This is a genomic window from Polycladomyces zharkentensis (assembly GCF_016938855.1).
Taxonomy (GTDB): Bacteria; Bacillota; Bacilli; order Thermoactinomycetales; family JIR-001; genus Polycladomyces; species Polycladomyces zharkentensis.
The window spans coordinates 19,411-35,472 of record NZ_JAFHAP010000018.1; the positions used below are offsets into that span (position 1 = coordinate 19,411).

General features: G+C 51.2%; 17 protein-coding genes. 4 read left to right on the forward strand and 13 right to left on the reverse strand.

What is annotated here, in order from left to right; translation table 11 throughout:
• Positions 1–923: 923 nt before the first annotated feature.
• From JQC72_RS15645 to JQC72_RS15690, 10 genes are all read right to left on the reverse strand, one after another.
• Entirely contained in the window at positions 924–1,277 is a 354-nt protein-coding gene (locus JQC72_RS15645; RefSeq protein ID WP_205497324.1) for a DMT family transporter, read from the reverse strand.
• Positions 1,278–1,308: 31 nt separating this feature from the next.
• The gene (locus JQC72_RS15650; RefSeq protein ID WP_302104951.1) at positions 1,309–1,635 is read right to left on the reverse strand and encodes a DMT family transporter; all 327 of its coding nucleotides are present in this window, start codon (positions 1,633–1,635) and stop codon (positions 1,309–1,311) included.
• A 12-nt stretch (positions 1,636–1,647) separates the two neighbouring features.
• Positions 1,648–2,181, reverse strand: a complete 534-nt coding sequence (locus JQC72_RS15655; protein WP_205497294.1) for a TetR/AcrR family transcriptional regulator — start codon at positions 2,179–2,181, stop codon at positions 1,648–1,650.
• A gap of 522 nt (positions 2,182–2,703) precedes the next feature.
• Positions 2,704–3,636, reverse strand: a complete 933-nt coding sequence (locus JQC72_RS15660; protein WP_205497296.1) for an EamA family transporter — start codon at positions 3,634–3,636, stop codon at positions 2,704–2,706.
• 507 nt (positions 3,637–4,143) lie between these two features.
• The gene (locus tag JQC72_RS15665) at positions 4,144–5,079 is read right to left on the reverse strand and encodes an aromatic acid exporter family protein (RefSeq protein WP_205497298.1); all 936 of its coding nucleotides are present in this window, start codon (positions 5,077–5,079) and stop codon (positions 4,144–4,146) included.
• A gap of 338 nt (positions 5,080–5,417) precedes the next feature.
• The gene (locus JQC72_RS15670; RefSeq protein WP_205497300.1) at positions 5,418–6,131 is read right to left on the reverse strand and encodes a LutC/YkgG family protein; all 714 of its coding nucleotides are present in this window, start codon (positions 6,129–6,131) and stop codon (positions 5,418–5,420) included.
• Positions 6,128–7,558, reverse strand: a complete 1,431-nt coding sequence (locus tag JQC72_RS15675; protein ID WP_205497301.1) for a LutB/LldF family L-lactate oxidation iron-sulfur protein — start codon at positions 7,556–7,558, stop codon at positions 6,128–6,130. Before JQC72_RS15675 ends, JQC72_RS15670 begins: the two co-directional genes overlap by 4 nt.
• Positions 7,559–8,299 (reverse strand): (Fe-S)-binding protein, encoded by a 741-nt coding sequence (locus JQC72_RS15680; RefSeq protein WP_205497303.1) that lies wholly within the window; start codon positions 8,297–8,299, stop codon positions 7,559–7,561.
• A gap of 76 nt (positions 8,300–8,375) precedes the next feature.
• Positions 8,376–9,092 carry a FadR/GntR family transcriptional regulator gene (locus JQC72_RS15685; RefSeq protein WP_205497305.1) on the reverse strand — a complete coding sequence of 239 codons (717 nt, stop codon included), beginning with the start codon at positions 9,090–9,092 and terminating at the stop codon, positions 8,376–8,378.
• A 473-nt stretch (positions 9,093–9,565) separates the two neighbouring features.
• Positions 9,566–10,597 (reverse strand): aldo/keto reductase, encoded by a 1,032-nt coding sequence (locus JQC72_RS15690; RefSeq protein WP_205497306.1) that lies wholly within the window; start codon positions 10,595–10,597, stop codon positions 9,566–9,568.
• Between the two features lie 182 nt (positions 10,598–10,779).
• On the opposite strand from JQC72_RS15690, the gene JQC72_RS15695 reads away from it, so the two are divergent.
• The 3 genes from JQC72_RS15695 (at position 10,780) to JQC72_RS15705 (ending at position 13,679) form a co-directional block, all read left to right on the forward strand.
• The gene (locus JQC72_RS15695; protein WP_205497309.1) at positions 10,780–11,601 is read left to right on the forward strand and encodes an inositol monophosphatase family protein; all 822 of its coding nucleotides are present in this window, start codon (positions 10,780–10,782) and stop codon (positions 11,599–11,601) included.
• A 236-nt stretch (positions 11,602–11,837) separates the two neighbouring features.
• A complete protein-coding gene (pepV, locus tag JQC72_RS15700; protein WP_205497311.1) occupies positions 11,838–13,262 on the forward strand; it encodes a dipeptidase PepV in 1,425 nt (474 codons plus the stop codon).
• On the forward strand, positions 13,263–13,679 hold the full coding sequence (locus tag JQC72_RS15705) for an S-methyl thiohydantoin desulfurase domain-containing protein (protein WP_205497313.1): 417 nt from the start codon (positions 13,263–13,265) through the stop codon (positions 13,677–13,679).
• Between the two features lie 586 nt (positions 13,680–14,265).
• On the opposite strand, the gene JQC72_RS15710 is transcribed toward JQC72_RS15705, so the two are convergent.
• Positions 14,266–14,553, reverse strand: a complete 288-nt coding sequence (locus JQC72_RS15710; protein WP_205497316.1) for a type II toxin-antitoxin system HicB family antitoxin — start codon at positions 14,551–14,553, stop codon at positions 14,266–14,268.
• Between the two features lie 254 nt (positions 14,554–14,807).
• Here JQC72_RS15710 and JQC72_RS15715 point away from each other — a divergent pair, with 254 nt between their 5' ends.
• Positions 14,808–15,086, forward strand: a complete 279-nt coding sequence (locus JQC72_RS15715) for a DUF7680 family protein (RefSeq protein ID WP_419179881.1) — start codon at positions 14,808–14,810, stop codon at positions 15,084–15,086.
• 276 nt (positions 15,087–15,362) lie between these two features.
• On the opposite strand, the gene JQC72_RS16675 is transcribed toward JQC72_RS15715, so the two are convergent.
• A complete protein-coding gene (locus JQC72_RS16675; RefSeq protein ID WP_302104953.1) occupies positions 15,363–15,491 on the reverse strand; it encodes a hypothetical protein in 129 nt (42 codons plus the stop codon).
• A gap of 71 nt (positions 15,492–15,562) precedes the next feature.
• Positions 15,563–16,062, reverse strand: a 500-nt coding sequence (locus JQC72_RS15720) for a DnaA N-terminal domain-containing protein (RefSeq protein ID WP_302104954.1), incomplete at its 5' end; no start/stop codon positions are given.

Consider the following 16,062-nt stretch of genomic DNA (forward strand, 5'->3'; position numbering starts at 1 on the left):
TTCCGCTGGGTTTTGTATCAACAATCACGGAGAAAAATCCCTCCTTCGGCCTCGTTTTTTCCTTCCTAGAAAAGGCATTTTGCTTGATGTTGCGGCACACGGCAGTAAGAGGCATGGCTCCGTTACTATGGCAAGCGCCCTTATCCATGCAGTGCGAAGTGCGTGCCATCTTCGCAGTGGCAAGAGGTAATCATCTGCTTTCGATTCAGCAATGTATTCGTCAGTGTCAAAAGATTGATCGGATGGATGTGCAAACATCGGTGCGATAAACACAAAAATCCCCCTGCCTTTTGTATGTACGGGGGATTCTGATGATCGTTTATTATTTCGTTTTTACCGCAGAGATGGGAAACGGAGGAAATTAAAAAAAAATAGCGCGGTGTCCGCGCTATTGATTAGGAGACGGTGATGGTGGAAATCACAGAGGGTGAACCACAAAGAGAGGAGGGTTTCATCTCTTCCCAACACCCCTGGAGTGGATTCTGGACATTTTCAATATATAAAAGGATTGCAAAAGAGTTTGTGATAAATTGCACAAAAATAAGTGACAATATTGTGGCAGTGATTTTCTTATATAGCGCCGTTATTCAGAACTTATCTTCCACAACCTATGCGGTATATCTCACAAAGCAAACATCGGGATGAACCACGATTTAGGGGTAGAGGTAGCGAATGCTGATTGTGCGGTTGAGGTTGCATCTATAGCAACTCAAGTCATTGCGTTTATACAGGAAACTCAGGGATCACACGTTCATATTCATCCTGAGCATTGGTAATGGCCAACTTAGAATACACTTCAAGATTTACGGCATGCATGTCCAGAATAAGTCTTGAGCCATGTTAACAGGAAGTGACGCAACCAACTTATGCGGCAAATGGATTTGACCATGCTGGCCTGATCAGAATACTTCTTGAGTAAAGTGCTAAGTCGTTTTATCTTTGACCACTGCATTATCTGGACTTTTGGTGGCATTTAATATGACTACTCCCCCGACTATCAATACGATTCCCAAAACTGTCACTATATTAAAAGGTTCTTTCCATATCAATATATCAATTAATGCGGTTAAAACCGTCCCTGCTCCCGACCATATGGCGTAAGCTGTCCCCAATGGAATATATCTAAGACTAATGGAAACAAAGTAAAATGCGACTCCGAATCCCAAAATGAAACCAATAGAAGGAAGAAAATTTGAAAAACCCGCTGATAATTTAAGCATTGAAGTGCCTGTTATCTCTCCGGCAATGGCTATGCCAAGTGCTATGTATCCTTTCATAATATCTTTCACAATATCACCTCTTCCTATGTTAATGATTTCCCCCGGAAAGTTTCATAATTACAATCCCGCAAATAATCAGGATTATACCTAATAATTTTTTTGAATCAAACTTTTCTTTAAATAGCAAGACACCTACTAATGCAGTTAAAGCGGTGCCTGCTCCAGCCCATATAGCATAAGCCGTGCCTAATGGAATAGCCTTCAAAGCTAACGACAGGTAATAGAATGATAATCCCATTCCAATTATTACCCCTACGGAAGGGAATAATTTCTTAAAACCATTTGATACTTTAAGCATTGAACTACCAAACACCTCAGCCAGGATGGCAGCGGCTAATAAGACATATGAATTCAAGATACCATCTCCTTACTCAGTCATATTGATCAAATATCGGATTACTTTTTCCCGTAATTCTTTGTTTAGATTTCCTACTCCAAATATTTCAGAGAACCACAAACCATCAACGGCTAATCGAACTATGGTTGACCGTACTGGGTCAATCCCGTCGTTTTCTATCTGTTTTTGCCATGTTGAATACTCGCTTTGTAGTTTTGCGAGTAAATCTGGGTTTGTAAATAGTGAAGCGATGAGTGCTGTACTGATTCCATTTGCTTCCTTAATATCGGCCAAAGTTGTCTCGAGATATGCACGACTCCACTTGCCAGCTTCATTAGCTGCATTTGTCGCTCTGTCATGAATATCTGCAAAAAAATTGTTTGTCGCTTCTTCCACCATCGCGTTTATTAACGCTTGCTTATTCGGGAAGTGGTAGAGCAACCCGCCCTTACTGATTCCAGCTTCTTTAGCAACTGCCTCAAGCGTAAGTTTTTCAGCACCATGAGTTTTTACGATAGATGAAGCAACAGATAAGATATGTTTACGTTTAGAATTACTATTCACATTTGTTCACCTCAAATTTAGTGTACCGTCTGGACGGTTTTTTTGTCAACTGATTTTCCATTTCTTTGGTGAATGACCCAAAAATCAGTATCGATAGAACCTTTCGATCTTTTCTCGGCATAGGCTTCAGTCATCTTCTCATGTACGAATGGGATGGCAATTCCCGTTCCTTAGCGATGGTGTCCACGCCCTTGTGTTCTTCTTGATACTTTTTGACTGTTTTCAACTGAAACGCCTGACCGAACGAACGGAACGTTTGCGCTTTTTTGCCATGGAAAAGCCCCCCTTTAAGAAGATTTACGCCCACTTTTTATAGCGTGTCTTCTTTAAGGGGGGCACTTCATGTTTCCGGCTTTGTCTGTTCTTCCTTCTCATCTTCAATGACGCATATACGGATTCAGTCCAACCGGGAGTATACCGCAAAATATCTATTGCCGTTGATTTAACGGTTCTTGCCTTTGTCAACTCAATCGTTGACCCGAAAGCAGAATAGTGTGCGTAAGTCTACCTTGAGGGGGGACTTCAATCAACCGGTTTTTTATTTTCTTTGGACAGCGCGACAACGGTGGCGACGATGCAGATACCGCCAACGGTTTGCCACGCACCCATCGGCACATGCAGCCACACCACCGTAACGATGGCGGCGGCCAGCGGTTCGGCACAGGCCAGGAGGGAGGTTTCCGTCGGCGTGAGATAACGCAGACTGTCCAAATACCAATAAAATGCGAGCAACGTGCCGAAGATGACCACAAATCCAACGAGCAACCAGGCGGAACCCGTCCATACCTGCCCCGATGTCCGCCAAAGCGGGTGAATGATGTTCATCCCCACACCGCCGATCAGCATGGCCCACCCCACGATGACACCGGAGCTCCATCTGCTCAACAATCGAGCAGGATACAATGTGTAAAAAGCGGCGGTGACGGCAGAGCCCAACCCCCAGAAGACGGCGGAAAGGGAGATGGTCAACCTGTCCAGCCGGCCGTTGGTCACCAGCAACCCGGTTCCCATCAGTGCGAGCACCACGGCGACGATATCCTTGCGTCCGGGAAGTTGCCGGTTGCGGAGCGCCACATAGATGGTGACGAAAATGGGACCCAAATACTGTAACAGAGTGGCGGTGGCAGCGTTGCCCGCTTGGATCGCTTCAAAATAGGTATATTGCACGCCTGCCATCCCCAAAATGGAAAAGATGAGCAGTTGGCGGCGATCCGATTTTTGTTTCCAAATCTGCCAAACCGTTTGTTTTTGAACGAAAGCGAAATAAAAGAGTAGCAAAATCCCGGAAAGGGAGAGTCGGAGGGAAACGAGCCAACCGGGTTGGAATCCTTGATGTTGAAACAGCCATTGTGCCGCCGTCCCCGACAATCCCCAGCAAGTGGCTCCGGCCAACACCATGGCGAATCCTTTGAGGCGGTGAAAGGAGGGGGGAACCGCCATTGTTACGGACCGCATTGGATTCATCCTTTCCCGAAAACTGTTTCTCTCCATTTTAATGGAAAAACGAAGAGTTGGAAACGGGGGATGGTAACCGTCTCGGGGCGTGTCCGATGAATCAATCATTGATCCAAAAGTCCGTATGTTGTCCATGGTGACTGGCTCCGCACGGCTAAAGTACCAGAGGCACCCCCTTCGGTCGCTGTGGGCTTTTAGGCGTTTTCTGTAAATAGCTTTCACCCCTTCAGGGGACGGTCACCTTAGTCGTATTGGCCATTTTCCTGGTACAGAATTCAGATGAAAAACGGGACCTCGGCAAAAACGCTACCGACAATTTTCTTCAAAGTCATGCACATTATATTTTTCGGGTGATCGTTTTCTGATATTGGGAACCGGAAAGAGTTCAACCTCTGATGGGGAGGTTGAACTCTCGATTTTATCGTGTATAACCCGAGTCATCCCGCAAATCGTATATCCATCCGTCAATTCGCTTCAACCACTGTAGACGGATGTATCAAACACCCTCTAGACGGCATCGAGAATGTATCCTTCCAATTCGTTCAGCATTTGCAATAAAGCGGCACGGATTTCAAATTCCTTGCGGGTTTTGGGGAGCGGCATGTCTTCACAGGTTTCACGCAAGGCGCGGATCTCCTCCTGGATTTGGTGGAAATCATCCGCACCGGAACGCAATGTCTCAGACATTTTCCTGAGAATGGAGGCCAGCATCTTCCCCTGAACGATCACCTGATCCACACGGGAGACAAGCGCGAGCATATGTTTGATACGTTCATACTGCTTTTCTTTCTTTTCGAAGTGATGAAACCGGAGGACGTCATCCGAAGTGATATAGTTGTCTTCATGCAGTAGCGCTTCTTTTTTTCCTTGTTGAATCAGATTGTGGATGGTGAGGATTTCCGCGCCGTCCCACAGATAGTTCTTCTCCTCCAATGCACGGGCGAAATGATCGAACACGTCGGCGACCGCCAGTTCCAATCGGCGGTGAATATTGAGGAGTTGTTCTTTGCGGCTCGGCATGTAGAGCCAGTTGATGGTGAGTGAAACGGTCATGCCGGTGAGGATCAACCAAATCTCATTCAATAAAATGTCCATATCCAGATGGCCGGCGGTATACACGTGAATGGTGATGACGGTACCGAGTACCACGCTGCGCTCAGTCTTGGTTCGTACCAATATCGGAATCAGAAGAAGCAGGATCAAGCCGATGACGTAAACATGAAACCCCAGCAAACTGAACAGCAGCGTATCCACTGCCAGTGTGAAAAACAGGGCAATCACCGTTTTTCCGGCTGTGACCACCGTTTCTTTTCGCGTGTTCTTCAATAGAAGAGCCGCGACGATCCCGGTGAATTCCGCTAATTTCAAATGCAGGGCATTGGCGATGTAAATGGCGAGCACCACGGCAACAACGGTTTTGGCTGTTCGGAATCCGATTCTCATGGCTGGCTCATCCTTTTTCTGAAGTGACTGGTGCGTGTCTGGCAAATCCGTGGGGGAAAGATTCCCGGACGGGCGAAAACGTGCGAAAACAAGGAAAGCGCAGGTTGAAATCGCGGGCAAATTCCTCTCGGCGACATACATTGCCCGCGTCCTGCGCTCCGGGTCGGAGCGGTCATCACCTGCTCCCGTGCAGGGCACAGGTGGAGCGAGACGGGAAAGCAATTTGGACAGGATTTACCAGACACTCGCTAAAAGGCAAGAGCCGGTGGACCAATTTCAGTAGCCGGCTCCCATGTGAAAAGTATAGGCAAAGGATACGTGCTGTTCAATGGGTTTCGTCAGCGGTCCGTCACAACGATGCAGGTGGCTTTGACGGGTCCGTGTACGCCCACGACCAGGTTCATCTCAATGTCGGCGCTGTTGCTGGGGCCGGAGATGAAGTTGACACTGGACGGAATCGCTTCCCCTCGTTCGATCCGCTCGCGGATCATGCGAGCGGCTTGCGTCATGCGGGGTACCAGCGTACTCAGGGGAACGATGGCGATGAAGTAACGGGGGAGAAGGCTGACGGAGCGGCCTTTTCCTCCGCCGCTCATCAAGACGACGGTTCCCGACTCGGCCAGTGTGATGTCGCTGATCGCGATGCCCACATCGGCCTGTTCCGCGCGTTCGATATTGATTTTTCCTTTTTCGGGATTCCATATATGGACATCCAACCCGTACGGATTGTCTTGAGTGGCGAACAGGGAGGACAACCCGAACTCGGCAAAACGCGGGTCATCCGAACAGATCACTGATTTTCCGTCGTACGAGCGGATCGTTTCCAACAATACGTCAGGCAGGGATGATGATTCCGTTCGCCGAACATCCGTATGGATCATTCGACATTGACGTTCAAACACTGACAACAGCTCTTCCGGTGTCGCACCGGCGAGGGTGCGCCATTGTGGTCCGTGTTTCCAATGAGAGGGCCGCTTCACCGGTTCTGAGATACGGGGACGCCCCAGTTTCCGGGCGATTCGCTCCAGAAACGCTTCACGGTTGTAAATCATGGCCGCTCACCTCGTTTACGCCGATTTTCAAACCACTCGCGAAAGGTTTCCCGTTCGGGGGAGGGAAGGTCACGAATCGATGTCCACGGTTGGAGCGGTCCGGGACCTTGACGGATGACGCCATCCTCCTCCCAGGGGAGAAGAGCGGTCCGTGCCAGTTTGGTTCCCCACCGGTACAGGCGGGGTGATTCGGCCACCATGCCGAACGCCTTCATCGCCAAACGCTCGCCGAGCGGCGATTGCCTTTTCTCTTCGGCCGTTTTTTGCCGGTGTCGGATCAACAGATCGTGCAACGGAATGTTCACCGGGCATGCTTCCGTACATGCGGCACACAAACTGGACGCGTAGGGCAGTTCCCGGTATAGATCCTCGCCGCCCAACAATGGTGAAAGCACGGCACCGATCGGACCGGAGTAGATGGACCCGTAGGCTTGCCCGCCGATGTGGCGGTAGACGGGACATACGTTGAGGCAGGCACCGCATCGGATACATTGGAGCACACTTTGGAATTCGGTGCCCAGGATGTCGGATCGCCCGTTGTCGATGATCACCAAATGAAACTCTTCCGGACCGTCTACGTCACCAGCCGCTTTGGGTCCGGTCAGACAGTTGATGTAGCTGGTCAGCTTCTGGCCGACGGCGCTGCGGCACAGCAATCCCACCATCACCTCCAGCTCCTCCCAAGTGGGTACGATCCGCTCCATCCCCATCACTGCGATGTGGACGGGCGGCAGGGAGGTGACGAGCCGGCCGTTTCCTTCATTGGTGACCAAACAGACGGTCCCCGATTCGGCAACGGCGAAGTTGCACCCGGTGATCCCCACTTCCGCGGTCAAAAAATCGGGACGAAGTTGCTGACGGACGAACGCGGTCATTTCTTCCGGCTCAGCGGAACCGGTATATCCCAGTTTCTCCGCAAACACCCGGCGAATCCGCTCACGGTCCTTGTGAACGGAGGGTCCCACGATGTGGGAGGGGGGATCATGGTCATCCACTTGCAGGATGTATTCCCCCAGATCCGTTTCCACCACCCGGCAGCCGATCGCTTCAAGGACATCGTTCAGGCTGATCTCTTCCGTCACCATCGACTTCGATTTGACGATGCGGCGGGCATCTCTTTTTTGCACGACATCCCGGATGTAGGAGGTTGCTTCCTCCGCCGTTTGTGCGAAAAAGACATGTCCCCCGAGCGCATGTACCCGGTCGCTCAATTGCTCAAGGTAATAATCCAAGTGTTCCAGGGTGTGACGACGAATCTCTTCACCCAGCCGCCGCCATTCTTCCCAATCACCCAATTCCTCGGCGGCACGCAGGCGGCTTGTCCGCATGCGTTCCTGTGCGGCACGGACCGCGCTCCGCATGAATTGGTCCCGAATGCCTTTGTCCACTCGCCGGTAGAAAACGACATCCCCAAATTGAATTCCCATTTAGCTCCCCTCCTTCTCCAGGCCGGACTGCAACACCTGCGCAATGTGCATGACCCGAATCGGTTTTCCCTGCCGGCGAATCCGACCACCCATGTGCATCAGGCATCCGCAATCAGCTCCGATCAGGACCTCGGCGTCCGTTTCTTCGATGTGCACTACTTTTTCGTCGACCATCTGTTGGGAGATGGGTGCCATTTTTACGGAAAAGGTGCCGCCGAATCCGCAGCAGTCGTGCGCGCAGGGCAGTTCGGCCAGCGACAGTCCCTTGACGTTGGCCAACAGCTTCATCGGTGCATCTTTCACCCCGAGCAGGCGGGTCATGTGACAGGAACGATGGTAGGTGGCTTTGGCGGGAAGTGTTGCATTGACATCTTCCACTCCCAGGATTTCTGTCAAAAATTGTGTTAATTCATAACATTTTTCCGCCAATGCGCGTGCTTTTTCCTGCCACTCCCATTCGTCCTCTCCTGAAAAGAGATGAACATATTCCTTCAACATGGCTGTGCAGGAACCCGAAGGGGCCACCACATAATCGGCGTGGGCAAATGTCTCGATCATGTGGCGGGCGGCTTTTTTCGCTTCACGATGATACCCGCTGTTGAACGCGGGTTGGCCGCAACAAGTTTGTGCGACGGGGAAATCCACCTCACAGCCGAGCCGTTCCAACAGTTCCACCGTGGCTTGTCCGACTTCCGGATAAAACAGATCGGCCAAACACGTGATGAACAACGACACTTTCACGGAAATCCCCACTCCTCTCCCTGTTCATCAGGTCATCAGATGATTGTGTAAAAACGCGACGCAAAGGAACCTTGTGTCACTCCTGTTCCCCCATTCGTCCTGACAACAGTTGTTCCACCCCGTTGAGATGATCCAGCATCCGCAAGCGCGCTTGCTCGGCATCTTGGGCTGCAATCGCATCGTAAATGGCGCGATGTTCACGGTTCAATCGTTCGGCGATGGACCGTTCGGCAAAGAGGCCTTGTTGACGTGCTTCCTGCATGGCAGTGATGATGATTTCCGAGACGCTGTTCAACAGGTTGACCAGCATGTGGTTTCGTGCCGCTTGGGCGATGGCCAGATGAAAAGTCCAGTCCAGTTGTTCCCCGCGGGTATGATCATGTACATACAATTCCATCTGGTCCAGAATGTACCGGAATCGCTCGAGATCTTCCTCCGTCCGGCGACGGGCGGCAAAAACGGCAGAACCGGTCTCCAGCAACCGACGGATTTCAAAAAGTTGACGCACGTCTTCGCGGTTCATCAGCAGGGCATGCGACAACGTGGAGGATAAAGCGCGCGGATCGTACTGCCGCACATAGGTTCCTTCTCCCTGCCTCATTTCGATCAGCCCCATGGCCTTGAGGGCGCTCAGTGCTTCCCGGATCGCCGAACGGCTGACTCGAAAGGATTCTGCCAGTTGTTCCACCGAAGACAGTTTGTCTCCGGGTTTGAGCGATCCATTCTTGATTTGTTGGATCAACTGATCCGCCACTTGTTCGTAGATCTTTTTCTTGTGAATCTGTTGATACATGGTCTCCACTCCTGATGACATCACCGGATACGCTTGAGTGCGTGTCTGATTCCCTCCCGGTCCGCATGCTTGCCGTATAGAGAGAATCTCTGTGTGGGAAAAGGCTGCCTTTCCTTTCGATCCCTTTCAAAACGCTGAAGGTCGCGTTCATATCAGGGCATGTCCGGTAAATCCGTGTACGAGCCAATGCTTTCCCGGGTGAGCGAAGACTTGAGTCCGGCCGAGCGAAGAAGCGGAACGCGCAGGATGGAATCGCGGGCAACTTCCTCCGGTGAAGCGTACATTGCCCGCGTCCCGCACTCCGGGTCGAAGCGGCCATCACCTGCTTCCTTGCAGGGTGCAGGTGAAGCGAGCCGGAAAAGCATTTGGACGTATTCACCGGTCAGTCAATTGGCCGGGTGACCATTTTCTCCCCTTGGCTTTTGTCTCACGTCTTCAAAGGGTCACTGACGGAAAATGGTCACCCTGATCGGTCACACTCTCGTGGTCGGCTTGTTTTGTGATTGATTCTGTAATTGCGAACGCGACGGTGGGCCGAAACTTTCCCCCGACGGTACGGGATCGGTTACCTTTTCCCGAAGCATGCGGTCAATGCGCGTCAGATCTTCCGCGGTCAGCTCCCATCCCATCACGCCGTCCGCTTCTTTCAGTTGTTCCGGACGACGGGCTCCCCACAGCGCGACCGAGACGCCCGTTTGTTGCAAAGCCCAGCGTACGGCCAACTGCGTGACGGTTTTTCCTTTTTCCTCAGCCAGTTTTTTCAGCTCGTCAACGGCTGCCAGATACTGACGGAAACGCTCTCCTTGAAACATGGGGCTGCGATGGCGAAAGTCGTCTTGCGGGAATGTGGTGTCCGGCGTAAATTTTCCGGTCAGCAGCCCGTGTGCCAGCGTGCCCCAGGTCAGGGTGCCGATTTGATGCTCCGCGCAGTAACGGAAGGTGGTGTCAAGCTCCTCCGTCTGGAACAAATTCAATCTCGGCTGGTTGCTGTGTAATGGTGCGGTTTGCCTCCAAACATCCATTTGCTCAGGCGAATAGTTGCTGACGCCGATCGCACGGATTTTGCCGTCCTGATACAATCGGTGCAACGCTTCGGCCGTTTCCTCGATCGGAACGTCGGGGTCGGGCCAGTGCACTTGATACAGATCGATATAATCCGTGCGGAGCCGGCGCAGGCTGTCCTCCGCTTCCCGGAAAACGCGATCGCGGGATGAATTGCGCCAGACCCGCCCTTGATCATTCCACTCCAAACCGACTTTGGTGGCGATGATCACCCGATCCCGTCCGTGTTCGGCCACGGCTTCACCAACGATCTCTTCCGACAGGCCCATACCGTACACGGGGGCGGTGTCGATCAGGTTAATCCCTTGATCCAAGGCATGGCGGATCGCTCGTACCGCTTGGGCACGATCCGTGCCTCCCCATCCCCAACCGCCGATCGCCCAGGTTCCCAGGCCGATCCGCGACACGTTCAAATCGGATGTACCGAGTCGGATATATTCCATTTCATGACCTCCCGTTACCGGATTATTTCTATTGTCTTGTATCGAGCGTCCGCTCGTCAAGGATGTCAGCGCTTTCAAAACTAATATTTTCCTTCCCCGGTTTCACAGCCGGTTTGGCCGTTTTTCATCCCCCGTGATATAGTTAAAAAGGGAACAAATGTGTTCCGTTACGGAAGGAGAGGGTGGGATTGACCTTTTTGGATGTCGCTGTGGAAGCAGCCCGCCGCGCGGGTGCGTTGATCCGTGAAAAGGCGTACCAAACGAAACAAGTGAAACAGAAAACGTCCGCTTCCGACTTGGTAACCGAAGTGGACCAACGTTCGGAAGAAATCATTCGGGACATCGTTTTGCGGCATTTTCCCGACCACGCCATCCTGGGAGAAGAGGGTGTGGCCGCGGGAGACAAAACCGTAGACGAAGTATGGGAAGAAAGCCGGCAACACGAATATGTCTGGATCGTCGATCCCATCGACGGCACCAGCAATTTCGTACACGGATTTCCCTTTTTCTGCGTGTCCATTGCACTGGCGAAGAATGGAGAAGCGATCACCGGCGTCGTCTACGATCCGATGCGGGATGAGCTGTTCACCGCGGAAAAAGGGAAGGGAGCGTATCTGAACGGACAGCCGATCCGTGTCTCGAGCGAGGAGACACTGGCTGAAAGCTTGATGGCGACAGGCTTTTCGTATGGGCAGAGAAGAGTCGAGCAGCAATTGCGCACATTGATGCGGACGGCTCCGCGTTTCCGGAGTCTTAGAAACGGGGGTGCCGCCGCTTTGCATCTGGCGTATATCGCCGCGGGGAGACTGACGGGATATTGGGAGTTGGGGCTCAATCCGTGGGATCTGGCGGCAGGTGTCTTGCTGGTGAAAGAAGCGGGAGGCGAAGTGACCGACACCTGGGGAGGGCCGTTTGATCTCACGGTGCGAAACATGTTGGCCACCAACGGAAAGGTGCACCGGGAAATGGTGGAGCTGTTGCGGGAAGCGCAGGCTGATATGTAACGTGACGGCAGTTGGTTGACAAAGTCGGGCGCAGATTTTCCGCCTTCGTTTTCCGCGCTCGCCGGGAAATTCGGCGCCGCCTGAAAGAGGGTGGTTTCCCCACGGGCAACCGTTGAGTGCGCGAAAGAGGAGAGAGGGAAAACGGCGCACCCGAAATCGTGAATGGTTTGATCCACTTTGTCAGCAGTCTGTGACGGTTACATACGCGAAATGCCGATAACAGGGAGGCGGATACAATGACGATCGATTGGCAGAAAGAAGTGGAGTCCCGGAAAGACGAGCTGCTGGAGAAACTGAAGGCGTTTTTGTCCATCGAAAGTGTGTTGGACCCGGATACTGCCGGAGAAGGCGCCCCGTTCGGCAAAGGGATCGATGAGGCGTTGACCTACATGCTGAAACTGGGGGAAGAAAACGGATTTACCGTCAAAAACCTGGACGGATACGCCGGACATATCGAGTATGGTGAGGGAGAAGAGACGATCGGCGTTTTGTCCCATATCGATGTGGTGCCGGCGGGGGACGGCTGGACCACGCCGCCGTTTTCGCCCGACATTCGCGACGGCAAATTGTACGCCCGCGGTGCGATCGATGACAAAGGACCGACGATGGCCGCGTTTTTCGCCCTGAAGATCGTGAAGGAACTGGGCCTCCCGCTGTCCAAAAAGGTGCGCCTGATCCTGGGTACCGACGAGGAAACCTACTGGCGCTGCATGGATCACTATTTCAAACATGAGCCGATGCCGGTGATGGGCTTTACGCCCGATGCCGATTTCCCGTTGATCGTGGCGGAAAAAGGCTTCCTCGACATCTCCTTGCGCGGAGAAGTGCCGTCCGGCGAACCGGTCGCGGACGGGGAAGATACCTGGACGCTCGCTTCCTTTACCGCCGGACAACGGGTGAACATGGTGCCCGATTTGGCCAAGGCCAAATTGGTGGGCGAAGGCGATGTGTTTGGCCTGAAGGAAAAGTATCAGGAATTTCTGCTCAGCCGCCGTATCCGGGGGTATGCCGAGGAAGCGGATGACCACCTGATGCTGGTGTTGGAGGGGGTATCGCATCACGGTTCCGAGCCGGACAAGGGGTTGAACGCCGCGCTGGAGCTGATCCGGTTCCTGAAGGAACAGGTGCGGTTGGATCAAGACGGTCAGCGTTATGTGGATTTCGCCCATCGTTATCTGGTGGACAGCTTCTTCGGTGAAAAGATGGGACTGGCGCAGTCGGATGACATCGTGGGCAAATTGACGGTCAATGCCGGTGTGTTCCACTATGAACGGGATGAATCCCCTTTGGTACGGATCAACGTGCGATACCCCATTTCCGGGGATCATGAAGCGATTTTGCGGCAGATCGACGAATTGGTCGGTCCGTACGGGCTGCAGGTGAAAGAGGTGGATCACAAAGCGGCCCATGCCGTGGACAAAAAGCACGAGCTGGTACGCACGCTTTCCCGGGTGTATGAGGAGCAAACCGGGCAAAAAGCCGAATTGCTCGCCATCGGCGGCGGCACCTATGCCCGGGCATTGGAGGTCGGCGTGGCGTTCGGTCCGCTGTTCCCGGGGCGTGAAGAGACGGCACACCAGAAGGATGAGCACATCGTCGTGGACGATTTGCTGAAAGCGACGGCTATTTACGCGCAGGCGATTTACGAGTTGGCGAAGTGAATGGGGAAAAAGACATGTTATCAACTCCGTAAATGGAGTGTGTGGGGTTCCATATCTCGTTGTATGCGGCCGGGCAAGATGCCATGGCAGGAGTGGGCAAAAGAAGAAAAAGCACACATCATCTTTCGGGGAATCGTTTATCAACCGGAGGTCAAACAGGATAACACTGCCTTCTACCAGGGACGTTGTCGAGTTGTAGGGCACTCAGGTGAGGTGGATCTAGTTTTTGTAAATGAGTTTCTGGCTGTTGTAAGGGAAGGAACATTGGTTGCGGCAACACCGGATATCATCGTGGCATTAAACGACGAAACGGGTAAACCGATTACCTCTGAGGACTTGTGTCCAGGACAACAGGTCACAATCCTTTCACTCCCGGCAGATCACCGGTGGTACTCTAACGAAGGGATGAAGGTGTAGGCCCAGAAGTATGGGGATGGGAAAAAGGAAAAACGCCTGTTACTGTACCGGTTCAATTTCAACATTACTGTTTGGATCAGGGGTTATGATACCTTGACGGATGGCCAAACGCCGACCTAAATCCCAGACTGCGCGAAAAAGCGGAGAATTGTAGATTTCTTTGGTGATTGTATGGTTACCCTTCATAACCGGATTCGCGGGATTTTGAACCAGTTTTAGATATTGACTGTATGGCATGTTGTTTTTATAGACCGTCATGCAGTCTTTATAAAAGGCAAACTCCTTATCTGTAAGGGACAAAGGAATTTTTCACCTTTACGGGTAACGTGGATATTGTGCACGTTTCAATACCTCCTTTGTATATAGCCAAAAACCCGGTTTCCTATGGGAACCGGGTTTTGGACTTTGATGCTCCCGCTAGGTAGTTTGGGGTTCTCCAAGCTGCTTAGGACGACGGCTCCCATCAATGATGCGTGCCTGGACTCCAGATGTGCCCGCATCTGGAGCCATTAGCCTAGGATTGACACCTACCTTGGGTAGTTAGGGCTTTTTTCCAGCTTTATTATATCGTATTGGATGCTAAACTTCATTCATTATTGTTTTTTTCGTCCGGTGGCATCCAGACATCAATAAAAACGATTCGATCCGTTGGATCGTACAATTTGATACTCTTCGGATCAGAGGGGGAAGGGAGAGGCTTACTGGCTGCTTCGTATTGTAAAATTGCTTCCTCCAACAAGTCACGGGCTGCTGATATACCTTTCGCAACAGTTTCATGCGTGCCAACAAAACCGGGGAAGTCAGGGAAGTAAAAAGAGACGTTGTTTTTCGCTTGCTCGAACACAACAGGATAAACATAATGATTTTTCATCATGATTTTTCATCCTTCTCCATGACGGACTTCATTTTTACTCAAAAAAGATTGACTATATATATTAATATATATAATTATATGTAGAAGATGACGGGATACCACCAAGACGGTATCCCATCTGGAAAAAACTAATGGAGGTATGGTCATGGGACAATATGTAAATAGGAAGAAACAGATACGGAAAAACACTAACTCTGTATGAAAACGGAAAAAGGGTTGCTTCAATAACAAAAAACCTCCGTCATTGTCAGCAAATCATCAAAAATATCTTGAGCGAAGTAGTGGATGAAAAGGGGATACCAACAGAAGCACATACTAAACTGGAGACAGCTAGAGAGTTAGTGTTAGATGACAAAGCATTCTATAAGCTCCATCTACTGTTTTTGCTACAAAAAGGGATAAAAGAAGCAGAACGTGCTGAGTTGTTAGCCTTACGTATCAACCGATTCTCTCGTGAAGAAGCACTTTACTGGATAAGTCGGATTTTGCACTTTGGAAAAACACAAGAAAAATGGGCAATCAAAGGGTTGTAGATCGTTCTTTGCGGGATTCCACAAGACCGAGAAGCCATTGAAGAAATGGTACGGAAGTATGCAGTTTGACTGATCGGGCGGGTGGGCTTACTTTCTGCCCGCTTTTGTGATAAACAAAACGATCTTGACTTTCCCGTCAAAATTGTGCGCTTTATTGGTTGTAATGGCGAAGGCGTTTGTATATACTAATAGTGAAAGGTCGGTAGCGGCAACTACCGACCTGCCCTGACCACCGGATGTGCGGTGGCAGTGGATCGCAGTTAGTGCAAACTCCACTTACCGGCCGGGTGTGGAGTTTTTATTTTTGTCGTTGTCTTTGAACAACCGACTAAGTATCCATGGCAATGCCACGGTGATGGTACTGGATATTGCCGCGATCACGGCATCGTGCATCAGTTTCTCCAAGCGGATCACCTCCTTGCTTGGAGGCTCACCGCACACCCGGCGGCGTCATCGGGCCATATAATTATACCATATCATCGGATGATTTGGAATCTTCCCTCATAACTTTTTGGAAAGAATTTCACCTCAGTAATATTTGAGGATACTTCCATTAAAAGTTCTTCTACCATGTTCTTATAGCGGGAAGTCAACCAATCGGCAGTCAAAGCGTTTGGAACCCGAATTATCAGGGTATTGCCTTTGATTCCAGCAAATTGAGTCGGTTTAAACCATGCCTCATAGGAGGGGCTTGTGATGCGTTCTTTGATACGTTTTTGAAGGTTTTGCCACAGATTATCATCAGGAGGGTTTAATTGTTCAGTAGAAGGGGTAGCCGCTACTGAATCAGTAGTTGATGGGGTTTTCGTTAATTCTTTAAGCAAGTGGGTCAATTGGTGTTGGGTCTCCACTAGCTGTTCCAAAACAGCAAGGGTCTTCTGCTGGGTCTTTATTAACTGTTCCAACATGGAGACAACGTTCTGATCCATACCCATCGCCTCCTTGAAAGGGTAATTATTAGGGCGTGTCTGGTGAA